The organism is Streptomyces sp. SAS_281 (genome assembly GCF_052542855.1).
This window is the reverse complement of record NZ_JBMNDO010000130.1, coordinates 1-22,214: the sequence shown is the minus strand read 5'-3', so window position 1 is coordinate 22,214 and position 22,214 is coordinate 1. Positions and strand designations below refer to the sequence as shown.

The 22,214-nt window shown below is 73.9% G+C and carries 22 protein-coding genes and 1 pseudogene; 19 read left to right on the top strand and 4 right to left on the bottom strand.

The genetic code is table 11. The annotated features are described in order from the left end of the window. Positions 1–128: 128 nt before the first annotated feature. Complete coding sequence (locus ACN6LM_RS32620; RefSeq protein ID WP_405896938.1) at positions 129–674, top strand: helix-turn-helix domain-containing protein; 546 nt, start codon at positions 129–131, stop codon at positions 672–674. A 27-nt stretch (positions 675–701) separates the two neighbouring features. Here the strand turns inward: ACN6LM_RS32620 and ACN6LM_RS32615 are convergent, their stop codons facing one another. Beyond that, entirely contained in the window at positions 702–1,850 is a 1,149-nt protein-coding gene (locus ACN6LM_RS32615; RefSeq protein WP_445069010.1) for a TDT family transporter, read from the bottom strand. A gap of 71 nt (positions 1,851–1,921) precedes the next feature. Between ACN6LM_RS32615 and ACN6LM_RS32610 the strand changes: the two genes are divergently transcribed. The 3 genes from ACN6LM_RS32610 to ACN6LM_RS32600 all read left to right on the top strand — a co-directional run bounded on the left by ACN6LM_RS32610 (position 1,922) and on the right by ACN6LM_RS32600 (position 4,422). Next, complete coding sequence (locus ACN6LM_RS32610) at positions 1,922–2,860, top strand: LysR family transcriptional regulator (protein ID WP_445069009.1); 939 nt, start codon at positions 1,922–1,924, stop codon at positions 2,858–2,860. 123 nt (positions 2,861–2,983) lie between these two features. Beyond that, positions 2,984–3,466 carry a GNAT family N-acetyltransferase gene (locus ACN6LM_RS32605; protein WP_445069008.1) on the top strand — a complete coding sequence of 161 codons (483 nt, stop codon included), beginning with the start codon at positions 2,984–2,986 and terminating at the stop codon, positions 3,464–3,466. Further along, entirely contained in the window at positions 3,463–4,422 is a 960-nt protein-coding gene (locus ACN6LM_RS32600; protein ID WP_445069007.1) for an aminoglycoside phosphotransferase family protein, read from the top strand. The genes ACN6LM_RS32605 and ACN6LM_RS32600 overlap by 4 nt, the downstream gene beginning before the upstream one ends. Here ACN6LM_RS32600 and ACN6LM_RS32595 read toward each other — a convergent pair. Then, positions 4,410–5,111, bottom strand: a complete 702-nt coding sequence (locus tag ACN6LM_RS32595; protein WP_445069006.1) for a gamma-glutamyl-gamma-aminobutyrate hydrolase family protein — start codon at positions 5,109–5,111, stop codon at positions 4,410–4,412. The genes ACN6LM_RS32600 and ACN6LM_RS32595 overlap by 13 nt on opposite strands. A gap of 111 nt (positions 5,112–5,222) precedes the next feature. Here ACN6LM_RS32595 and ACN6LM_RS32590 point away from each other — a divergent pair, with 111 nt between their 5' ends. From ACN6LM_RS32590 to ACN6LM_RS32575, 4 genes and pseudogenes are all read left to right on the top strand, one after another. Next, the gene (locus ACN6LM_RS32590) at positions 5,223–6,590 is read left to right on the top strand and encodes a glutamine synthetase family protein (protein WP_445069005.1); all 1,368 of its coding nucleotides are present in this window, start codon (positions 5,223–5,225) and stop codon (positions 6,588–6,590) included. A gap of 39 nt (positions 6,591–6,629) precedes the next feature. Further along, the gene (locus ACN6LM_RS32585; RefSeq protein ID WP_445069004.1) at positions 6,630–7,994 is read left to right on the top strand and encodes an aldehyde dehydrogenase family protein; all 1,365 of its coding nucleotides are present in this window, start codon (positions 6,630–6,632) and stop codon (positions 7,992–7,994) included. Positions 7,995–8,001: 7 nt separating this feature from the next. Beyond that, positions 8,002–8,790: a 3-oxoacyl-ACP reductase gene (locus ACN6LM_RS32580; protein WP_445069003.1), complete on the top strand. Its 789-nt coding sequence runs from the start codon at positions 8,002–8,004 to the stop codon at positions 8,788–8,790. A 21-nt stretch (positions 8,791–8,811) separates the two neighbouring features. Continuing rightward, a pseudogene (locus tag ACN6LM_RS32575) lies at positions 8,812–9,491 on the top strand (DUF2510 domain-containing protein). Here the strand turns inward: ACN6LM_RS32575 and ACN6LM_RS32570 are convergent. Next, positions 9,488–10,690, bottom strand: a complete 1,203-nt coding sequence (locus tag ACN6LM_RS32570; protein WP_445069002.1) for an amino acid deaminase/aldolase — start codon at positions 10,688–10,690, stop codon at positions 9,488–9,490. The pseudogene ACN6LM_RS32575 and the gene ACN6LM_RS32570 overlap by 4 nt on opposite strands. 320 nt (positions 10,691–11,010) lie before the next feature. Here ACN6LM_RS32570 and ACN6LM_RS32565 point away from each other — a divergent pair, with 320 nt between their 5' ends. The 4 genes from ACN6LM_RS32565 (at position 11,011) to ACN6LM_RS32550 (ending at position 14,474) form a co-directional block, all read left to right on the top strand. Then, the gene (locus tag ACN6LM_RS32565) at positions 11,011–11,748 is read left to right on the top strand and encodes a hypothetical protein (protein WP_445069011.1); all 738 of its coding nucleotides are present in this window, start codon (positions 11,011–11,013) and stop codon (positions 11,746–11,748) included. After that, positions 11,745–12,920 carry a type VII secretion-associated serine protease mycosin gene (mycP, locus tag ACN6LM_RS32560; protein WP_445069001.1) on the top strand — a complete coding sequence of 392 codons (1,176 nt, stop codon included), beginning with the start codon at positions 11,745–11,747 and terminating at the stop codon, positions 12,918–12,920. The genes ACN6LM_RS32565 and mycP overlap by 4 nt, the downstream gene beginning before the upstream one ends. A gap of 34 nt (positions 12,921–12,954) precedes the next feature. Beyond that, the gene (locus tag ACN6LM_RS32555; protein WP_445069000.1) at positions 12,955–13,683 is read left to right on the top strand and encodes an SseB family protein; all 729 of its coding nucleotides are present in this window, start codon (positions 12,955–12,957) and stop codon (positions 13,681–13,683) included. Positions 13,684–13,766: 83 nt separating this feature from the next. Beyond that, on the top strand, positions 13,767–14,474 hold the full coding sequence (locus ACN6LM_RS32550; RefSeq protein ID WP_445068999.1) for an MIP family channel protein: 708 nt from the start codon (positions 13,767–13,769) through the stop codon (positions 14,472–14,474). Between the two features lie 88 nt (positions 14,475–14,562). Here the strand turns inward: ACN6LM_RS32550 and ACN6LM_RS32545 are convergent, their stop codons facing one another. Beyond that, complete coding sequence (locus tag ACN6LM_RS32545) at positions 14,563–14,925, bottom strand: DUF1844 domain-containing protein (RefSeq protein WP_073967877.1); 363 nt, start codon at positions 14,923–14,925, stop codon at positions 14,563–14,565. A 341-nt stretch (positions 14,926–15,266) separates the two neighbouring features. On the opposite strand from ACN6LM_RS32545, the gene infC reads away from it, so the two are divergent. The 7 genes from infC to pheT form a co-directional block, all read left to right on the top strand. Next, on the top strand, positions 15,267–15,986 hold the full coding sequence (gene infC / locus ACN6LM_RS32540; RefSeq protein ID WP_445068998.1) for a translation initiation factor IF-3: 720 nt from the start codon (positions 15,267–15,269) through the stop codon (positions 15,984–15,986). Between the two features lie 120 nt (positions 15,987–16,106). Beyond that, positions 16,107–16,301, top strand: a complete 195-nt coding sequence (gene rpmI, locus ACN6LM_RS32535) for a 50S ribosomal protein L35 (protein WP_003970213.1) — start codon at positions 16,107–16,109, stop codon at positions 16,299–16,301. 107 nt (positions 16,302–16,408) lie between these two features. Further along, positions 16,409–16,792, top strand: a complete 384-nt coding sequence (gene rplT / locus ACN6LM_RS32530) for a 50S ribosomal protein L20 (RefSeq protein WP_018103794.1) — start codon at positions 16,409–16,411, stop codon at positions 16,790–16,792. A gap of 114 nt (positions 16,793–16,906) precedes the next feature. Then, positions 16,907–17,749, top strand: coding sequence for a TrmH family RNA methyltransferase (locus ACN6LM_RS32525; RefSeq protein WP_425817836.1), 843 nt, complete (start codon positions 16,907–16,909; stop codon positions 17,747–17,749). A 120-nt stretch (positions 17,750–17,869) separates the two neighbouring features. Further along, a complete protein-coding gene (locus tag ACN6LM_RS32520; protein ID WP_445068997.1) occupies positions 17,870–19,021 on the top strand; it encodes an ATP-binding protein in 1,152 nt (383 codons plus the stop codon). Positions 19,022–19,177: 156 nt separating this feature from the next. Then, positions 19,178–20,305 carry a phenylalanine--tRNA ligase subunit alpha gene (gene pheS, locus ACN6LM_RS32515; protein ID WP_445068996.1) on the top strand — a complete coding sequence of 376 codons (1,128 nt, stop codon included), beginning with the start codon at positions 19,178–19,180 and terminating at the stop codon, positions 20,303–20,305. Next, the coding region (gene pheT, locus ACN6LM_RS32510; RefSeq protein ID WP_445068995.1) for a phenylalanine--tRNA ligase subunit beta at positions 20,305–22,214 on the top strand (1,910 nt) is incomplete at its 3' end. The genes pheS and pheT, both read left to right, overlap by 1 nt.

Genomic DNA, 22,214 nt, shown 5'->3' with positions numbered 1-22,214 from the left:
GGTCGCGCCGACGGCGCGACCCACCCCTTCCGGCGTTCCCAGGTGCTCACTTTCCGGACCGTCCTGGCGTAACGGTGTGCGCGACCGGCCCACAACCGGAAGGATGGCGACTCGGGAGGGAGCCGGACATGGACGAGAAGGAAACACTCCGGGTGGGCGCAGCCGTCCGCCGACAGCGCAGATCCCTGGGACTGACCCTGGCCGCCGTAGCCTCGCGCAGCGGCCTTTCCGTGCCGTTCCTCAGCCAGATCGAGAACGAGCGCGCCAGACCCAGCGCCCGGTCGCTCGACCGGGTCGCGGAAGCGCTGGAGACCACCACGGCCCGGCTGCGCGCCGCCGCCGACTCGGCGCGCGCGGTCGACGTCGTGCGCGCAGCCCACGAGGACGGGGTGCACCGGGTGGTCCGCGGACGCCACCAGCTCAGCGCCCTGGAGTTCACCGGGGAGCTCGACCTCGGGCGCGAGTTCCAGCACCGCAACGACGAGATCATGTACGTCGCCGAGGGCGCCGCCGAAGTGGAGGCCGAGGGCCGGGCCTACCGGCTGGTCCAGGGCGACACCCTCTTCCTGTCCGGCGGGGTCCGCCACCGCTGGCGGGCCACCCTCCCCGGCACCCGGCTGCTGTGCGTCGCGGTCGCCGAACACATCGACGCGACGTCCGACCCCCGGCGCTGAGCGTCCGGGGGGCCGGCGGAAGGGTGCTCAGGCCGTACGGGGCGCCACCGGGGCGGGCCGCTGCGGCGCCGCGAGCAGCGCCCCGCTGAGCAGCCCGCGCACCGTGCGCACCCCCGCCACCGCCCACGCCGACACCAGCAGCACGTACAGCGCGACGGCCAGCCAGGTGAACGCGGTCAGGCCGGTGTGCCGGGCCAGACCCGCCGCGCCCGTCACACAGGTGCCGACGGGGAACGTGAAGCCCCACCAGGTCATCGAGAACGTCATCCCGCCCCGTACCGCCCGCACCACCAGCGCCACGGCCAGGGCCAGCCACATCAGGGCGAAGCCCATCACCGGCACCCCGTACAGCACCCCGAAGGCCCGCAGCGCCGAGGCGTACGGGCCCTCGACCACACCCGGCGCCACATCGGCCAGCGCGTTGACCGCGGTCGTCGACTGGCCCAGCGGACCGAGCACCAGGAACAGGGTGGGCGTCAGCGCGAGCGGCAGCGGGCCCCCGTGCACCAGCCGGCCGAAGACCAGCGGGAGCATGACCACCGTCGCCAGCAGGCTCAGCCCGAACATCGCGTAGCAGCCCAGCAGCAGCGCCTCGCGCCCCTGCCCCGGGGGCAGCTCCGCCACGAGCAGGGGGCCCAGCGCGGCCGACACCATCGGCGCCACCACCGGCAGCAGCCACACCGGGGACGCGGTGCCCGGCTCCGGCCGGTGGCGCGTGATCATGAGGTACGGGACCGCCACGGCCGCCACCAGACCGGTCACCGTGCCCGCCGTGTACAGGACCACGTCCAGCGCGAGCGCCGCCCGGTGCCCGATGAGGTCCTTGCCCACGGCCATGCCGGAGCCCCCGACGGCCAGCAGCGCCATCGACAGGCAGCCGTAGAACGGCGCGACGGCCTGGTCCGCGAGATGGGCGCGCGCCTGGTCGCGGTGGGCCGCCCAGTGCCCGGCGCGGGCGGCGAGCACGGCGGCGAGCAGCAGCGCCGAGACCACCCACACCGCCGTGCAGGCGCCCCGCAGCCCGGGGAGGGGCACGGGCAGCGCGGCACCGGCGCTCGCGACGATCGCGGTGCCCATGACCGTCGCGTACCAGTTGGGGCCGAAGTGCCGCAGCGCGGGCCGCCGGCCGGCGCCGGAGTACGGGGAGAACGTGCGGGTCCGCAGATAGGTGGCCATGCCACGATTCTCCCCGGCCGGGCCCGGGCCCCACCAGGGAGCACTGCCCTATGAGGTCATAAAGTGGACTTATGTCCAGCGAACCGCAGACCCCCCTGTCCCACCGGGTGCCCAACCTGGGCGCGCTGGAACTGCTCCTCGCCGTCGCCCGGCACGGCAGCCTCGGCCGGGCCGCCCGCGACGTCGGCGTCACCCAGCCCGCCGCCAGCAGCCGCGTCCGCTCCATGGAACGGCAGCTCGGCCTCACCCTCCTCGACCGCTCGCCCCGGGGCTCCCGGCTCACCGACGCGGGCGCCCTGGTCACCGACTGGGCGCGCCGGGTCGTGGAGGCCGCCGAGGCGTTCGACGCGGGCGCCCAGGCGCTGCGCGACCGGCGCGACTCCCGGTTGCGGGTCGCCGCCTCCATGACCATCGCCGAGTACCTGCTCCCCGGCTGGCTCATCGCCCTGCGCGCCGAACGCCCCGGCACCGCCGTCTCGCTGCTCGCCGGGAACTCCGCGGTGGTCGCCGAGCGGCTGCTGCGCGGCGAGGCGGACCTGGGCTTCGTGGAGGGCCTGTCCGTCCCGGAAGGGCTCGACGGCACGGTCATCGCCCACGACCGCCTCGTCGTCGTGGTCGCCCCCGCCCACCCGTGGGCCCGCCGCCGCACCCCGCTGACCCCGGGCGAGCTGGCCGCGACCCCGCTGATCCTGCGCGAGCACGGCTCCGGCACCCGCCAGGTCCTGGACGCCGCGCTCGCCGTCCACGGCCCGCTGGCCCCGCCGCTCCTCGAACTCTCCTCGACCACCGCCGTCAAGGGCGCGGCGGAGAGCGGCGCCGGTCCCTGCGTCCTGAGCGAGCTCGCGCTCGGCGAGGAGCTGTCCGCCCGCCGCCTGGTCAAGGTCCCCATCGCCGGCGCCCGGCTGCGCCGCCAGCTGCGCGCGGTCTGGCCCTCGGGCCACCGCCCCACGGGCCCGGCCCGCGACCTGCTCGCGCTGACCCGGTCGGGCCCGTCCGGGGGCGCGGCCTAGGCGGTGTCCGGCGTCGGCGTCGGACACCTGGTCCGACAGGGCCGGCCCTGAAAAACGGGGCGACGCCGCCGGCCCGGTCACGACACCCTTGCGGGGCACGGCACCCCACCGAAAGGACGCCCCATGAGCACACCGCCGCACCTGAGACGCGCCGACGCGGACGACGCCGCCGAGGTCACCCGGCTGCGCCTGGTCATGTTCGCCTCCATGGGCCTCGTGCCGGAGCCCGACTGGGCCCCGGTGTGCGAGGCGTACTTCCGCGAACGGCTCGCCGCCGACCCGCGCTTCGTCGCCTATGTGATCGACGCGGGCGACCGGCTGCTGTCCAGCGCGGTGGGCCAGTGCACCTGGTCCCTGCCCCGGCCGGGCCGTGCCCCGTACGTCGGGCACATCGCCTCGGTCGCCACCGACCCGGACCACCGGCGGAAGGGCTACGCCCGCCTGACCTTCCGGGCCGTCCACGACCACCTGGTCGAGGCCGGGTGCTCCCGGATCAATCTGACCGCGACCCCCGAGGCCGAGGGCCTGTACCGCTCCCTGGGGTACGGCGAACCCGGCGGGCCCACGCCTCTGACCTGGACGGACACGAGGGAGACGCACCGATGACCACCACCGCGCCGCCCGCGCAGGGCGTCCGCCACCCCTGGTCCGGCCTGCCCGCCGCCGTACGCGGAGCCGTCGAGGACATCCTCGGCGCACCGGTCACCGAGGCCCGCAGCCAGAGCGGCGGCTTCTCGCCCGGAGTCGCCGCCCGGGTCCGGCTCGCGAACGGCGGCCGGGCCTTCGTCAAGGCGGTGAGCGCCGAGGTGAACCCGGACAGCCCGGACATGCACCGCGCCGAGGCCCGCGTCACGGCGTCGCTGCCGGCGGACGCGCCCGTGCCCCGGCTGCTCGGCTCGTACGACGACGGCAGCTGCGTCGCCCTCGTGCTGGAGGACATCGACGGCCGCCAGCCCCGGGTGCCCTGGGACCGCGACGAGCTGGACCGGGTCCTGACGGCCGTCGGCGACCTCTCCCGCGTCCTCACCCCGGCCCCGGCCGAGGTGGCCTCGGCCGCCTGGGGCAAGTCCTCGCTGTTCGACGGCTGGCGCACCCTGCACGCCGCCGGGGGCGACGCCCGCCTCGACCCCTGGGCCGCCGGGCACCTCGCCGCGCTCGCGGAGCTGGAGGCCGGCTGGCCCGAGGCCGCCGCCGGGGACACCCTCGCCCACAGCGACCTGCGTGCCGACAACATCCTGCTCACCGGGGACCGGACCGTCTTCGTGGACTGGCCGCACGCGGTGCGCGCCGCGCCCTGGTTCGACCTGCTGGTGATGCTCCCGTGCGTGGCGGCGCAGGGTTACGCCTCCGGCGGGCGCGGTCCGGACCCGGAGACCCTGTTCACCGCCCACCCGCTCGGCCGGGACGCCGACCCCGACGCCGTCACCGCCGTACTCGCCGCCGTCGCCGGGTACTTCGCGGAGCACGCGCTGCGCCCCGACCCGCCCGGCCTGCCGACGCTCCGGGCCTTCCAGGCGGCCCAGGGCACCGCCGCCCTGACCTGGCTGCGTCAGCGGTTCTGAGCCCGCACCGCTGCCACCAGGCCCCGCACCACGCGGAAGTCCTCGCCCATCTCCGGATGCCACTGCACTCCCAGGACCCAGTGGTCCCCGGGGAGTTCGACCGCCTCCACGGTGCCGTCCGCCGCGTGCGCCGACGCCACCAGGCCGGTGCCGATGCGGTCCACGGCCTGGTGGTGGTAGGCCGGGACAACGCACGGGGCGGGAGCCAGCGACGCGTACCGGGTGCCCGGGACCGGCGACACCCGGTGCGAGCCGAACACGCCCGTCGCCCCGCCCGGGCCGCCGTGGCCGTCCAGATGCTGGGTCAGGGTGCCCCCGCACACCACGTTCAGCAGCTGCATCCCCCGGCACACCCCGAGCAGCGGCGTCCCCGACTCCAGCGCCGCCCCGATCAGCGCCGTCTCCCAGACGTCGCGCTCCGGCGCGGGCGGCCCGGTGCGCGGGTCACGCCCGGCGCCGTACCGCGCCGGGTCCACATCGGGACCGCCCGCCACCACGACCGCGTCCAGCCGGGCCACGGTCTCCGCGGCGGACTCCGGCGCGTCCGGCGGCAGCAGCACCGCCAGGCCGCCCGCCTCCCGCACCATCCGGGCGTACCCTGCCGGCACCAGCGCCGCCGGCAGGTCCCATACGCCCCAGCGCGCCGACTCCACGAGGTACGTGCTGATCCCGACCAGCGGACGGCTCACCGGTGCTCTCCCTCGTACGGCGCGCGGAACACTCCGGCACCGTACCCACAACACCCGCCCTCACCATAGATTTGTACGGGCCTGCCCGGCCCGCGAGGAGAGGACCCGTCCGTGTCCGACCGCACCGCCCCGCTCGCCCTCGGAGACCTGCGCCGCCTCGTGCACGGCGGGGAGATCGACACCGTCGTCCTGGCCTTCCCCGACATGCAGGGACGGCTCCAGGGCAAGCGCTTCGCCGCCCCCTTCTTCCTGGACGAGGTCGTCCGCCACGGCACCGAGGGCTGTGCCTACCTCCTCGCCGTCGACACCGACATGAACACCGTCGACGGCTACGCCATGTCCTCCTGGGACAACGGCTACGGCGACTTCGCCATGCGCCCCGACCTCACCACCCTGCGCCGGGTGCCGTGGCACGAGGGCACCGCCCTGGTCCTCGCCGACCTCGCCTGGGCCGACGGCACGCCCGTCACCGCCGCGCCCCGGCAGATCCTGCGCCGCCAGCTCGAACGCCTCGCCGAACACGGCTACACCGCCCACGTCGGCACCGAGCTGGAGTTCATCGTCTTCAAGGACACCTACGAGCAGGCGTGGGACCGGGGCTACCGCGAGCTGACCCCCGCCAACCAGTACAACGTCGACTACTCCGTCCTCGGGACCGGTCGCGTCGAGCCCCTGCTGCGCCGCATCCGCAACGAGATGGCGGGCGCGGGCCTGGCCGTCGAGTCGGCCAAGGGCGAGTGCAACCCGGGCCAGCACGAGATCGTGTTCCGCTACGACGAGGCCCTGGTCACCTGCGACCAGCACGCCGTCTACAAGACCGGAGCCAAGGAGATCGCCGCCCAGGAGGGCATGGCGCTCACCTTCATGGCCAAGTTCAACGAACGCGAGGGCAACTCCTGCCACATCCACCTCTCGCTGCGCTCCACCACCGACCCCGGACGCTCCGTCATGGCGGCTGAGGACGGGGAGATGTCGCCCGTGATGCGGCACTTCCTGGCCGGCCAGCTCGCCGCCCTGCGCGACCTCTCCCTCCTCTTCGCGCCGAACATCAACTCGTACAAGCGGCTGCGCCCCGGCTCCTTCGCCCCGACCGCCGTCGCCTGGGGCCACGACAACCGCACCTGCGCCCTGCGCGTCGTCGGCCACGGCGCCTCGCTGCGCTTCGAGAACCGGCTCCCCGGCGGCGACGTCAACCCGTACCTCGCCGTCGCCGGACTTGTCGCCGCCGGCCTGTACGGCATCGAGCACGAGCTCGCACTCCCCGAACCCTGCGGGGGCAACGCCTACACCGCCGACTACGACCACGTCCCGGCCACCCTGCGCGAGGCCGCCGCCCTCTGGGAGGAGAGCGGGATCGCCCGCGAGGCGTTCGGCGAGGACGTCGTCGCGCACTACCGCACCATGGCCCGCGTCGAACTCGACGCCTTCGACGCGGCGGTGACCGACTGGGAACTGCGCCGCTCCTTCGAACGCCTGTGACCACGACGCCCGCGAGGCCGCGACCGCTGTGAGGACCCCGTGATCCACGAGCACCACGTCCTGAACCCGGCGACCGAAGAGGTCGTCGCCACCGTCCCCGCCACCTCCGCCCAGGACGTCCGCACCGCCGTCGTCCGCGCCACCGCAGCCCAGCGCACCTGGGCCGCGCTCGCCCCCGCCGACCGGGCCCGGCTGCTGCGCCGGTTCGCCGCCGCCGTCGACGCCCGCACCGAGGAGCTGGCCCGGCTGGAGGTCCGCGAGGCCGGCCACACCATCTCCAACGCCCGCTGGGAAGCGGGCAACGTCCGCGACCTGCTCGACTACGCGGCCGGCGGTGTGGAACGGCTCAGCGGCCGGCAGATCCCCGTCCCCGGCGGCATCGACCTCACGATCCTCGAACCCCTGGGCGTCGTCGGCGTCATCGCCCCCTGGAACTTCCCGATGCCCATCGCCGCCTGGGGCACCGCCCCCGCCCTCGCCGCCGGCAACGCGGTGATCCTGAAACCCGCCGAGACCACCCCGCTCACCGCCCTCCGTCTCGCGGAGACCGCCCTGGAGGCGGGCCTGCCCGCACACCTCTTCCAGGTCCTGCCCGGTGCGGGGGACGAGGCCGGCAACGCCCTGGTCGAACACCCGGACGTCGCCAAGATCGTGTTCACCGGCTCCACCCGCACCGGCAAGCGGATCATGGCCAAGTGCGCCGACCGCCTCAAGCGGGTCACCCTCGAACTCGGCGGCAAGAGCCCCAGCATCGTCTTCGCCGACGCCGACATCGAGGCCGCCGCGGCCGCCGCCCCCGACTCCTTCCTGGACAACGCCGGCCAGGACTGCTGCGCCCGCACCCGCATCCTCGTCCAGCGCTCCGCGTACGACCGGTTCCTGGAGCACCTCGCCCCGGCCGTCGCCGCGTACACCGTCGGCGACCCCGCCGACGAGAGGACGCGGATGGGCCCGCTCATCTCCCGTACCCAGCTCGCCCGCGTACGCGGATACGTCCCCGAGGGCGCCGCCGCGATCCGGGGGAGCGCGCCCGAGGGGCCCGGCTTCTGGTTCCCGCCGACCGTGCTCACCGACGTCCCGGCGGACGCGCCCGTCGCGACCGAGGAGGTGTTCGGGCCCGTCGCCGTCGTGCTGCCCTTCGAGGACGAGGCGGACGCCGTACGCCTCGCCAACGCCACCGACTACGGGCTCGCCGGCTCGCTCTGGACCCGCGACGTGGGGCGCGCCCTGCGCGTGTCCCGGGCCGTCCGGGCGGGCAACCTCTCCGTCAACTCGCATGCGGCGGTGCGCTACTGGACCCCGTTCGGCGGGTTCAAGCAGTCCGGCGTCGGGCGCGAGCTGGGGCCCGACGCACTCACCGCCTTCACCGAGACCAAGAACGTCTTCCTGAGCACGGAGGCATGAAACGCCCATGACCACGGACCCCGAGATCATCTGCCGCCGCCTCGTCGGCCGCACCGCCGTCATCACCGGCGCCGGCAGCGGCATCGGCCTGGCCACCGCCCACCGGCTCGCGTCCGAGGGGGCGCACGTCGTCTGCGGCGACATCGACGCGAAGGCCGGCGAGGCGGCGGCCGAAGCGGTCGGCGGCACCTTCGTACGCGTCGACGTGACCGACCCCGGACAGGTCGACGAGCTGTTCCGCACGGCCGACGACACCTACGGATCGGTCGACATCGCCTTCAACAACGCGGGCATCTCACCGCCCGAGGACGACTCCATCCTCACCACGGGGCTGGAGGCGTGGCAGCGCGTCCAGGACGTCAACCTCACCTCCGTCTACCTGTGCTGCAAGGCCGCCCTGCCCTACATGCGCCGCCGGCGCCGGGGCTCCATCATCAACACCGCCTCCTTCGTGGCCCGGATGGGCGCGGCCACCTCGCAGATCTCGTACACCGCGTCCAAGGGCGGGGTGCTGGCCATGACCCGCGAACTGGGCGTCCAGTTCGCCCGCGAGGGCATCCGCGTCAACGCGCTCTGCCCGGGACCGGTCAACACCCCGCTGCTCCGGGAGCTGTTCGCCAAGGACCCGGAGCGGGCGGCCCGGCGGCTGGTGCACATCCCGCTCGGCCGGTTCGCCGAGGCCACCGAGATCGCGGCCGCCGTCGCCTTCCTGGCGAGCGACGACTCCTCGTTCGTCAACGCCACCGACTTCCTGGTGGACGGCGGCATCTCCGGCGCCTATGTCACACCGCTGTAGACCGCTCTCCGGAGTGGAGCGATGAGCTACCCGACGCCGCCCGGCTGGTACCCGGACACCTCCGCGCCCGGCACCGAGCGCTGGTGGGACGGGACGGCGTGGACCGCGCACACCCGTGCACGAGGACGCCGACGTGCTCACCGACCAGCTCAACGGCATCACGCTGCCCATCCCGGACGGCTGGGAGCGGCCGGAGCGCACCTCCGGCCAGCTCCTCACGGATGCGCACCGAGAAGTCGTACGAATGCCCCGGCGCGTCCTCCGCGTACTGCTATCCCGGCACCGTCACCACCCGGAGCCCCGGCGGCACCGACGCCACCACCCTCGAAGCCCTCGCCGAGGAGGACATCACCGAGGCCGCCGACCGCGCCTACGACCAGGACATCGTCGGCCGGCGCACCCACGGCGGCAGCACCGGCCACCGGCAGACCGCCGCCGGCGAGGTCACCGTGGCCGGCCGCACCGGCTACCGCATCCGCTGGAAGGTCACCACCGCCCACGGCCCCGGCGGCTACGTGCAGTCCCTCGCCTTCCCCTCACCCACCGGCAGCGAGTCGCCCGTCATCGTCCGGTACGCCTTCGACGCCGGCCCCGACGGACCGCCCCTGGACCTCATGGACCCCCTCACGCGGGGCATCCGCCCGATCGGCGACGACGCTACGGACGGCGGCGTCGGCAGCGCCGTCGAGCACGCGCCCTAGAGGAACGTACGGCCCTCACCCCGGTACGTCGGAACCGTCGCCGTCACCCGGTCGCCCTCGATCAGGTGCAGCGCGTCGAACCGCTCGCACAGCTCACCGGCCTTCGCGTGCCGGAACCACACCTTGTCACCGATCAGCAGATCGTCGGCCGGGGCGCCCAGCAGCGGGGTCTGCACCTCGCCCGGGCCCTCCTGCGGGTCGTAGCGCAGCCCTTCCGGGAGGTACGGGACCGGCAGCCGGTCCGCCCCGGCCGCGCCCGACGCCGGATAGCCGCCCCCGAGCACCGTCACCACTCCCACGCCCGGCCGCCGCACCACGGGCTGCGCGAACAGGGCCGCCGGGCGGGCGGTGAACGAGGTGTAGTTGTCGAACAGACGCGGCACGTACAGCCCCGAACCGGCGGCGATCTCCGTCACCGCTTCCTCCGCCGCCGTGTGCTGCACGCTGCCCGTGCCGCCGCCGTTCACGAACTCCAGGTCCGGCGCGACGGCCCGGACCGCCCGCACCACCTCGGCCCGCCGGGCAGCCAGCTCCTTACGGGCCGTGGCCTGCATCAGCCGGATCGCCCGGGACCGCAGCGGACGCCCCGCCACCGCGTCCCCGACGCCCGCGATGTGCCCCTCGTACGCCATCAGCCCGACCAGCCGGAAACCGGGGCGCCGGACCACGGACCTGGCCAGGTCGGCCAGCTGGGCGGGGGAGCGCAGCGGCGAACGCAGGGCCCCGATCCGGACCCGGCCGCCGAGCATCCGCAGCGAGGTGTCCAGCTCCAGGCAGACCCGGAACTCCTGGGAGGCGCCCGCCCGTGCCGCGTCGATCAGGTCCAGCTGGGCGTGGTCGTCCACCATCACCGTCACGGCGGCGGCGAGCTTCGGGTCGGCGGCCAGCTCCGCGTACGCCGGGCGGTCGGCGGAGGGATACGCCAGCAGCACGTCGTCGAAGCCGGCCCGGGCCAGCCACAGCGACTCCGCGAGCGTGAACGACATGATCCCGGCGAACCCGGGCCGGGCCAGCACCCGCTCCAGCAGGGCCCGGCAGCGCACCGATTTGCTCGCCACCCGGACCGGCTTGCCCGCCGCCCGGCGTACGAGATCGTCCGCGTTGGTGTCGAACGCCTCCAGATCCACGACGGCGACGGGAGCGTCGAGATGGGCGGTGGCCCGGTCGTAACGGGCCCGGTCAGTGGCTCGGGCAGTCATGGCCGCAGCTTGCCAGACGGTTCTACCGCTGGGTAGGGGGATGATCCGTGCAGATCCGCCGGTGCGCGGGCCGCACGCTCCCCCCCCGGGTCTCCGCAGCCCGTAGAGTGACGCCCACGCGGCGCACGGGGCCCCGCCCGCGGGCGGGGGGACGCGCGGTACGGAACGGACCAGGGGGGCGGATGAGCACCGAAGCACGGCGCGCCCCCGTCCCACCCCGCCCGACGACCCCGCCCCACCCCGCCGCACCGGCGTACGACCCCGCACCGTCCCCCGCCGACCGGCCGCCCCCCGAGGCGCCGGCTCGCCCCCGCCGGGCCGTGGCCGCCGGTGTCTGCGGCGTCCTCGGGCTCGGGCTGATCGCCGGGGCCGCCGTCGGAAGCCGGCTCACCGGCGGCTCCGACGACGATCCCGCCGCCCGCAGCGCGTACACCGTGGGCCGGGAGGCCTGGCACAGCATCCCCGTGAACACCCTCTTCCCGCGCACCCTGAAGGGCGACGGCGCCGGGCCCGGCGGCGCCGACCGGGTCTGGACGAGGCTCGCCGTCGCGCCCGAAAGCGGCTGCGCCGACGCGCTCGACCCGCTGCTCGCCAAGACGCTGCGTACGGTCGGCTGCGCCCACGTCCTGCGCGCCACGTACACCGACGCGACCGCCAGCAGCGTCACGACGGTCGGGTTCGTGTTCGCCGACGCCGACGCCGACGCCATGCGGGCCCTCGGCGCCCGGTTCGCCGACCAGCACCTCGACCGCCGCACCGACCTGCTGCCCCGCACCTACCCCGTGAAGGACAGCCCGGCCGCCTCGTTCGGGGCCCGGCAGCGCGCCAGCTGGTCGGTCCACGTGCTGACCGAGATCCCCGTGGTCGCCTTCGCCGTGTCGGGGTTCGCCGACGGACGCGTGAGCACCCCGCCGCAGCCCGCCGACCGGGCCATGGCCAACGGCGCCACGACCCCCGCCGCGCAGGCCGGACTCGGCCACGAGGCCAAGGGCCTGTCCGACGGCGTCGAACGCGCGCTGCGCACCCACGTCGCCGGCCTCACGGAGCGGCCGCGATGAAACACACCCTGGGCGTCCTCTGCGCGGCCACCGCCCTCGTCCTGCTCCCCGCGCCTCCCGCCGGGGCCGACACCATCCGGGCCCAGCAGTGGGGCCTGGCCGCCCTGCACACCGACCGGGCCTGGGAGACCACGCGCGGCAAGGGCGTCACCGTCGCCGTGGTCGACACCGGGGTCGACGGCAGTCTGCCGGACCTCGCGGGCCAGGTCCTGCCCGGCAAGGACCTCATCGGCTTCGGAGCCGGGCGCGGCGACAAGGCATGGGCCAGGCACGGCACCGCCATGGCCGGGATCATCGCGGGCCGGGGCCACGGCAGCGGACGGGCCGACGGCGTCCTGGGCATCGCGCCCGAGGCGAAGATCCTCCCGGTCCGCGTCATCCTCGAAGCGAGCGACCCGGACCGTGCCGAGGCCCGCAGGACGCGGGGCACGGCGCTCGCCGACGGCATCCGCTGGGCCGCCGACCACGGAGCCGACGTCATCAACCTCTCCCTCGGCGACGACAGCGAGTCCGCGCACCCCGAGCCCGGCGAGGACGCCGCCGTCCGGTACGCGCTGAAGAAGGGCGCCGTCGTCGTCGCCTCGGCCGGCAACGGGGGCGAGAAGGGCGACCACGTCTCGTACCCCGCCGCCTACCCCGGGGTGATCGCCGCCGCGGCCGTGGACCGGTACGGCACCCACGCCTCGTTCTCCACCCGCCGCTGGTACGCCACCGTGAGCGCCCCCGGCGACGACATCGTCGTACCGGCGCCCGACCAGAAGTACTACGTGGAATGGGGCACGTCCGCCGCCGCCGCGTTCGTCTCCGGCGCGGTGGCCCTGGTGAAGTCCGCGCACCCCGGACTCACGCCCACGCAGATCAGGAAGCTGCTCACCGACACCGCGCGCGACGCCCCCGCCGGCGGCCGCGACGACGCACGCGGCCACGGGATCGTCGACCCGGCCGCGGCCATCGAGGCGGGCGACGGCCTCCGCTCCGCCGACGCGCGCGGCGACTCCGCCCCGGCCGGCTACCGCAAGCGGTACTTCGGCGCCGGGCCCGCGCCCGAGCCCGAGGACGGCGGACCGGCCGGATGGCTCGCCCCGGCGGCCGGCGGCCTCGGCGTGCTCCTGCTGGCGGCGGGCGCGCTGCTGTGGCGCGGGCGCTCCCCGTCCTCCACCCGGAACCGCTGACCGGGCCCCGCCGGCCAGGCACTACGCTCGCCCTGTGGCGCAGAAGAACATCCCGGACCCCGGTTACTCCGACGACGACGGCACCGCCGACCCCGCCCTGGCCTCGGCGCTCGCCGCCTGGGCCGAGGACCACGCGGCCGTCGCGCCGGTCCTCGAAGCCCTGAAGAGGGCCCGGCTCCTGGTCCCCGTGGTGGCCGTCCTCGGCGAGGTGGAGGAGGACGAGCGGGGGCTGCGGCGCGAGAAGACCAGTGACATGGCCGTGCCCACCCTCCAGGCCGGGGACCGTCGCGCCCTGCCCGCCTTCACCTCCACCGCGTCGCTGGCCCGGTGGGATCCGCAGGCCCGCCCCGTCGCCGTACCCCTGCACCAGGCGCTCCAGGCCGCCGCGCACGAGAAGGCCGACACGGTGGTGCTCGACCTCGCCGGGCCGGTGGCGTTCGAGCTGACCGGGGCCGCCCTGCGCGCCCTGGCCGAGGGCCGTGCCAGCGCGGACCCGCTGGACGACCCCGCGGTCACCGCCGCCGTCCGCGCGGCGGTCGCCGCCGAGCCCGCCGTGCTCCGCGCGCATCTCGGCCCCGGAAGCGCCGACGGCACCCTCGCCCTGGTCCTGGCGGCGGACGCCGACCCGGCCCAGACGGCGGGCCGGGTCGCCCGCGCGCTGGCGGCCGACGAGGTGCTGCGCGCCCGGCTGGTCCGGGGCCTGGACCTCGCGCTGCTCCCGGCCGGGGCGCGCACACCGGGTGAGCCCCTGTTCACGCGCTGACCGCCCGTACGGTTCAGCGCGCGCGAAGCCGCACGCGGCCGGAGAATTGCGAAGAAACGAGACGATCTTCGCGAGGTGGTTGTATGCAGACGCGGACAGCCGTGTCGGAGTTCCTCGGCACCCTGCTGCTGGTCTTCTTCGGCGTCGGGTCGGCGGTGCTGTGCACCGAGTTCATCGGGATCGTGGGCATCGCCCTCTCCTTCGGTTTCGTGCTCCTCGCCCTCGCCTACGCCCTCGGTCCGATCTCCGGCTGCCACATCAACCCGGCGGTCACGCTCGGCATGCTGACCGCCCGGCGGATCGACGTGCGCACGGCGGTGACGTACTGGATCGCGCAGTTCCTCGGCGGCATCGCCGGCGCGGCGCTGCTGTTCCTGCTGGCCAAGCAGGTGCCGGGGCTGAAGACGAGCGGGCACTTCGGGAGCAACGGCTACGGTGACCGCTCCGACGTGCACATCGGCATCGGCGGCGCCTTCCTCGCCGAGGTGGTGCTCACCTTCCTGCTGGTCTTCGTGGTCCTCGCGGTGACGCACAAGGTGGCGGTCGTCGGCTTCGACGGGCTGCCCATCGGCATCTCCCTCGCGGTGATCCACCTGGTCGGCATCCCGCTCACCGGCACCTCGGTCAACCCGGCCCGGAGCCTCGGCCCCGCCCTGTTCGCGGGCGGCGCGGCCCTCTCCCAGCTGTGGCTGTTCATCGTGGCGCCGCTGGCCGGCGGCATCCTCGCGGCGCTCGCCCACCGGCTGACGCACCCCTCCCTGCGCGGCGGGGAGACGGCCGCGGAGGTCTGACCCGCGTTGCCCGTACGTGAGTGAGCCCCCGCCGGAAGGACCGGCGGGGGCTCACTCACGTACGGAAGGAAAGGGGGAAGGCCGACGCTCAGCCGAAGACCGGGCCGGTGTACTTCTCGCCCGGGCCCTGACCCGGCTCGTCCGGGACGAGCGACGCCTCGCGGAAGGCCAGCTGGAGGGATTTCAGGCCGTCGCGCAGCGGGGCGGCGTGGAAGGAGCTGATCTCGGTGGTGCTGGCGTCCAGCAGGCCGGCCAGCGCGTGCACCAGCTTGCGGGCCTCGTCCAGGTCCTTGTGCGCGTCGCCGTCCTCGGTCAGGCCGAGCTTCACGGCGGCGGCGCTCATCAGGTTGACGGCGACCGTCACGATCACCTCGACGGCGGGCACCTCCGCGATGTCGCGGGCCATCTCGTCGAAGCCGGGGGAATCACTGCTGGGGGTCGCGTCACTCATGCGCCTTACGATAGGCCCACGGCGGCGGCCCCCCGTCTGCGGGAGCCGGTGAGACGGCCGGTTGGTGCACGCCCGGCCGAACTGCTAACCTTGTGTAACGACCGGCCGGACAGCTATGTGCCCGGCCCACAAGTGGAGGCTCCGTTCTCCCACCTGACCGCCCTCTGGGCGGCGGGTCACCGGTCAGGCGGTCCCCATCGTTCCGTACGGACGATGGAACCGCCCGATGCGCCCCGCGGTTCACCGTGGCGGTGTTCCGGTTTTCCAGGAGCCCCGCCTGTGTCCCGTCCGGGGCATTTTTCTTGCTCCGATGCGGTTGGTCCGTCTGAAACAGACGTTACGTGGCTGTCCGCCAGGCGGTCGCGTGGTGCTACCGAGGAGGATCCATCAGCGCCGAGCCCCGCATCAACGACCGGATTCGCGTGCCCGAGGTGCGACTTGTCGGTCCCAGTGGCGAGCAGGTCGGAATCGTGCCGCTTGCCAAGGCCCTGGAACTCGCACAGGAGTACGACCTCGACCTGGTCGAGGTGGCGGCAACCGCCCGTCCGCCCGTGTGCAAGCTCATGGACTACGGGAAGTTCAAGTACGAGTCGGCCATGAAGGCCCGTGAAGCGCGCAAGAACCAGGCGCACACGGTCATCAAGGAGATGAAGCTCCGGCCGAAGATCGACCCGCACGACTATGACACCAAGAAGGGTCACGTCGTCCGGTTCCTCAAGCAGGGCGACAAGGTCAAGATCACGATCATGTTCCGCGGTCGTGAGCAGTCCCGCCCCGAGCTGGGCTTCCGACTGCTCCAGCGTCTCGCTTCGGACGTGGAGGAACTCGGCTTCATCGAGTCCAACCCGAAGCAGGACGGCCGGAACATGATCATGGTTCTGGGCCCGCACAAGAAGAAGACCGAAGCCATGGCCGAGGCCCGCGAGGCCCAGGCCGCCCGCAAGGCGGAGCGCCAGGGGACCAACACCCCCGACGCCGCGCCCGCGGACCAGGCCCCCGAGGCTCCGGCCGAGGCGGCGCCCGAGGCCGAGGCCGAGACCGAGACACCTTCCGAGGCGTGACCGCGGGGGGTGCCATCCAGGCACCCCCGGGTCCCCCCGGAACCCCCATCAAGATCTGACGCCCCTGCAGTCCGGTGCCCGCACCGAGAGGGGCGCCACTGACGAGGAGAGAACGGCGCGATGCCGAAGAACAAGACGCACAGCGGTGCCAGCAAGCGCTTCAAGATCACCGGCTCCGGCAAGGTGCTCCGCGAGAGGGCCGGCAAGCGCCACCTGCTCGAGCACAAGTCGTCCAAGAAGACCCGCTCGCTGACCGGCACGGTCGTCGTGGCTCCGGCCGACGCCAAGAAGATCAAGAAGCTTCTCGGCAAGTGAGGCCGTCGTCCCCGGTGAGTCCGGGGACGCGCCCTCGATCCGACCGGGACCAATTCGTTTCCGGGCCGTGTGAGTACGACCACGGCCCCGCTACAAGGAGTTAACAAGTGGCACGCGTCAAGCGGGCAGTCAACGCCCACAAGAAGCGCCGGGCGATCCTCGAGCAGGCCAGCGGTTACCGCGGTCAGCGGTCGCGCCTGTACCGCAAGGCCAAGGAGCAGGTCACCCACTCCCTGGTCTACAACTACAACGACCGCAAGAAGCGCAAGGGCGACTTCCGTCAGCTCTGGATCCAGCGCATCAACGCGGCCGCCCGCCAGAACGGCATGACGTACAACCGCCTCATCCAGGGGCTGAAGGCCGCCAACATCGAGGTGGACCGCAAGATCCTGGCCGAGCTCGCGGTCAACGACGCCAACGCGTTCGCCGCCCTCGTCGAGGTCGCCCAGAAGGCCCTCCCGAGCGACGTCAACGCCCCGAAGGCCGCCTGACCCAGGCCGTACTTCTTGGCTCTCGAGCCGGACCCGCAGGCGCCCGCCGTCTGCGGGTCCGGTGCGTTGTGCCACCAGGACCTTTTCGTAACGCAGAGAGGCTCGCCGTCGATCATGGGCATCCCTGAACTGATCTCCCCGCGTTCGCCGCGGGTCGCCGCTGCCCGGCGGCTGGCCAGGCGCAACTTCCGCGGCAAGGAGCGCAGGTTCATCGCCGAGGGGCCGCAGGCCGTGCGCGAGGCCGCCGAGCACCGGGGCGACGACGGCGAACCGACCCTGGTCGAACTCTTCGCCACCGTCGAGGCCGCCGAACGCTACGCCGCCATCATCGACGCCGCCCACGCGGCCGGCGCCCGCGTCCACCTCGCCGGTCCGGACGTCCTCGCCGACGTCTCCCAGACCGTGACCCCGCAGGGCCTCATCGGGGTCTGCCGCTTCCTCGACTCGCCCTTCGACGCGATCCTCGCGGCCCGGCCCAAGCTGGTCGCCGTCCTGGCCCACGTCCGCGACCCCGGCAACGCCGGCACGGTCCTGCGCTGCGCCGACGCGGCGGGCGCCGACGCGGTGGTCCTGACCGACGCCTCCGTCGACCTGTACAACCCCAAATCCGTGCGTGCCTCGGTCGGTTCGCTCTTCCACCTGCCGGTCGCCGTGGGCGTCCCGGTCGAACAGGCCGTACGCGGGCTGCGCGAGGCGGGCGTCCGCATCCTGGCCGCCGACGGGGCCGGCTCGGACGACCTCGACGACGAGCTGGACGCGGGCACGATGGGCGGACCCACCGCCTGGGTCTTCGGCAACGAGGCGTGGGGCCTGCCGGAGGAGACCCGCGCCCTGGCCGACGCCGTGGTGCGGGTGCCGATCCACGGCAAGGCGGAGAGCCTGAACCTCGCCACCGCCGCCGCCGTCTGCCTCTACGCCTCCGCGCGCGCCCAGCGCCCCCGCCGCACCACTGGCTGAGCCCCCTCCGCGCCCTCCACTTCGACGGAGAGCCGCCACAGGGTGTCGCTCCGTCACCGACGACTAGTAGGGTGACGCACTCGGGGGCCCACTGCACCGGTTCGAGAGTGGGGTACGGGAATGGCTGTCGGCATGAGCGGGCCGCGCGCGGCACACGCGGCCGTCGTGCGCGGCGACGGCGGACCGCAGGACCCCGCCGTCGTGGACGCCCTGGTGGGCGCCCTCGGGCTGGACCCCGACGACCTCCCCGACGGGCTCGCCGTCGCCGACGGGACCGGCCGGATCATCTGCTTCAACGCCGCCGCCGTCCGCATCACGGCCGTGCCCGCGACCGCCGCCCTCGGCCGTCCGCTGGAGCAGGTGCTGCCGCTCGAAGACCTCAAGGGCCGCCGCTGGTGGGAGCTGACCGACCCCTACGGCGGCCTCGCCACCCGGACCGGCCAGCCCGAGCGCAACCTCCTGCTGCCCGGCGGGCGCGAGGTCCTGGTCTCCGCCCGCTATGTGCGTGAGACCCCCACCGGACCGGTCCGCCGCCTGGTGGTCAGCCTGCGCGGCACCGAGGCCCGCCGCCGCACCGAGCGCAGCGACGCCGAACTCATCGCGACCGTCGCCCACGAACTGCGCTCGCCGCTGACCTCGGTCAAGGGCTTCACGGCGACGCTCCTGGCCAAGTGGGAGCGGTTCACCGACGACCAGAAGCGCCTGATGCTGGAGACGGTGTACGCGGACGCCAACCGGGTCACCCGCCTCATCACCGAGCTCCTGGACATCTCCCGGATCGACTCCGGCCGCCTGGAGCTGCGCCGCCAGCCCGTCGACCTCTCCGCCGCCGTCGAGCGCCACGTGCAGGCGCACACCGCGGCGGGCCAGGACCCCGGCCGTTTCCTCGTCCGCACCTGCCAGCCGCTGCCCGCGGTGTGGGCCGACCCGGACAAGGTCGACCAGGTGCTCGGCAACCTGCTGGAAAACGCGGTGCGGCACGGCGAGGGAACTGTCACCATCGACGTGGCACCCGCACCGGCGAAGAGCGACGAGAAGGGAGCGGCCGTCACCGTGAGCGACGAAGGTCCCGGCATCCCCGAGGAGTCGATGAGCCGCGTCTTCACCCGCTTCTGGCGGGGCAGCAAGCGCGGCGGCACGGGCCTGGGCCTCTACATCGTCAAGGGCATCGTCGAGGCCCACGGCGGCACCATCACGGTCGGCCGCGGCCCCGGAGGCGGCGCGGAGTTCCGATTTATGCTGCCCGTGAGCACGCCGGCCTACCTGAGTTAAGGCCCCGAGCGGCCCACGGGCGCCCCACCCGCCCCGAGACCCTTAGACTCGACCCTTGGCACCTTTGCGTCCTCCGGTCTTCGAGCGAGGTCACGGGGGTCCGGGAGTATCCCCCCGGTAAGCGCAGCACTCAGCCAATCGGAAGTACGGGAAGAGATGTCGGCACCGAACAAGTCGTACGACCCAGTCGAGGTCGAGGCACTGAAACCGGAAGAGATCGAGCGCATCCGGGACGAGGCGCTCGCCGCCTTCGCCGCCGCGGGCGACCTCGACGCGCTCGCCCAGGCGAAGACCGCGCACACCGGTGGCACCTCGCCCCTGTCGCTCGCCAACCGCGAGATCGGCGCACTGCCCCCGCAGGCCAAGGCCGAGGCCGGCAAGCGCGTCGGCCAGGCCCGCGCCGCCGTGGGCCGCGCCCTCGCGGCTCGCCAGACGGAGCTGGAGGCCGAGCGTGACGCCCGCGTCCTGGTCGAGGAGGCGGTGGACGTCACCCTCCCCTACGACCGCAGCCCGGCCGGCGCCCGCCACCCGCTGACGACCTTCATGGAGCGCGTCGCCGACGTCTTCGTGGCCATGGGCTACGAGATCGCCGAGGGCCCCGAGGCCGAGGCCGAGTGGTTCAACTTCGACGCCCTCAACTTCGTGCCCGACCACCCGGCCCGGCAGATGCAGGACACCTTCTTCGTCCAGGGCCCCGACGGCGCGAAGAACGACGAGTCCGGTGTCGTGCTGCGTACGCACACCTCCCCGGTCCAGGCCCGCACCCTGCTCGACCGCGAGCCCCCGGTCTACGTCGTCTGCCCCGGCCGCGTCTACCGCACCGACGAGCTCGACGCCACGCACACCCCGGTCTTCCACCAGATCGAGCTGCTCGCCGTGGACGAGGGCCTCACCATGGCCGACCTGAAGGGCACCCTCGACCACATGGTCCAGGCGCTCTTCGGCCCGGACATGAAGACCCGGCTGCGGCCGAACTTCTTCCCGTTCACCGAGCCGTCCGCCGAGATGGACATGGTCTGCTACGTCTGCCGCGGCGCCTCCGTCGGCAACCCGGACCGCCCCTGCCGCACCTGCGGCAGCGAGGGCTGGATCGAGCTCGGCGGCTGCGGCATGGTCAACCCCAAGGTGCTCACCGCCTGCGGCGTCGACCCCCAGAAGTACAGCGGATTCGCCTTCGGGTTCGGCATCGAACGGATGCTGATGTTCCGCCACAACGTCGAAGACATGCGAGACATGGTCGAAGGTGACGTCCGGTTCACCCGGCCCTTCGGGATGGAGATCTGATGCGCGTCCCGCTTTCCTGGCTGCGGGAGTACGTCGACCTGCCGGCCACCGAGACCGGCCGTGACGTGCAGGCCAAGCTGGTCGCCGTCGGCCTGGAGGTCGAGACGGTCGAGCAGACCGGCGCCGGCCTCACCGGCCCGCTGGTCGTCGGGCAGGTGCTGACCATCGAGGAGCTGGAGGGCTTCAAGAAGCCCATCCGCTTCTGCACGGTCGACGTCGGCACCGCCAACGGCACCGGCGAGCCGCAGGAGATCGTCTGCGGTGCCCGTAACTTCGCCGTCGGCGACAAGGTGGTCGTGGTCCTGCCCGGCGCCGTGCTCCCCGGCGACTTCGCGATCGCCGCCCGCAAGACGTACGGCAGGACCTCGCACGGCATGATCTGCTCCGCCGACGAGCTCGGCATGGGCGACGACGGCACCCACGGCATCATCGTGCTCCCGCCCGAGTACGAGGCCGGCACCGACGCGATCGAGCTCCTGGAGCTCCGCGACGAGGTCCTGGACATCGCCGTCACGCCCGACCGCGGCTACTGCCTGTCCATGCGCGGCGTCGCCCGCGAGACCGCCATCGCCTACGGCCTTCCGCTGCGCGACCCGGCGCTCCTCGACGTACCCGCGCCCAACGCGTACGGCTACCCGGTCAAGGTCTCCGACCCGATCGGCTGCTCCCGCTTCACCGCGCGCACCGTCACCGGACTCCAGCCCGAGGCCCGCACCCCGATCTGGATGCAGCGCCGGCTGCAGAAGGCGGGTATGCGGCCGATCTCGCTCGCCGTCGACGTCACCAACTACGTGATGCTCGAACTCGGCCAGCCGCTGCACGCCTACGACCGGACCCGGATCGACGGCCCGATCGGGGTCCGCCGTGCCGAGCAGGGCGAGAAGCTCACCACGCTCGACGGCGCGGTCCGCGTCCTGGACTCCGGCGACCTCGTCATCACCGACAACCGCGGCCCCATCGGCCTCGCGGGCGTCATGGGCGGCGCCGACACGGAGATCGCCGACGCCGCCGAGGGCGCGCACACCGCCGAGGTCGTCATCGAGGCCGCGCACTTCGACGCGATCTCGATCGCCCGCACCGCGCGCCGCCACAAGCTGCCCTCCGAGGCGTCCAAGCGCTTCGAGCGCGGTGTCGACCCGCAGGCCGCCGCCGCTGCCGCCCAGCGCACCGTCGACCTCCTGGTCCTCCTGGCCGGCGGCACCGCCGAGGCGGGCGTCACCGAGGTCAGCGCCCCGTCCGCGCCCCGCACCATCGCCATGCCGGCCGACCACCCCGACAAGGTCGCCGGCGTCGCCTACGGCCGCGAGATCGTCGTCCGCCGCCTCCAGGAGGTCGGCTGCGACGTCTACGGGCAGGACGAGCTCCTGGTCACCACGCCGTCCTGGCGTCCCGACCTCACCGAGCCGAACGACCTGGCCGAAGAGGTCATCCGCCTGGAGGGCTACGAGAACCTGCCCTCCACGCTGCCGACCCCGCCCTCCGGCCGCGGCCTCACCGACCGCCAGCGGCTGCACCGCCGCGTCGGCCGCGCGCTCGCGGGCGCCGGTTACGTCGAGGCGCTGAACTACCCGTTCATCGGCGAGGCGGTCCTCGACCAGCTCGGCCTGGAGGCGGACGACGCCCGCCGCCGCACGGTGAAGCTCGTCAACCCGCTCTCCGACGGGGAGCCCTCGCTGCGCACCACGCTGCTGCCGGGTCTCCTCGGAGCGCTGCGCCGCAACGACGGCCGCGGCAGCCACGACCTCGCGCTCTTCGAGACCGGTCTCGTCTTCAGGCCCATGGGCGACGAGACCAAGCCCGTCCGGCTGCCCGTCGACCGGCGCCCCTCGGAGCAGGACATCGCCTCGCTCGACGCCGCGCTCCCGCGTCAGCCGCGCCGCGCCGCCGTCGTCCTCGCGGGCGCCCACGA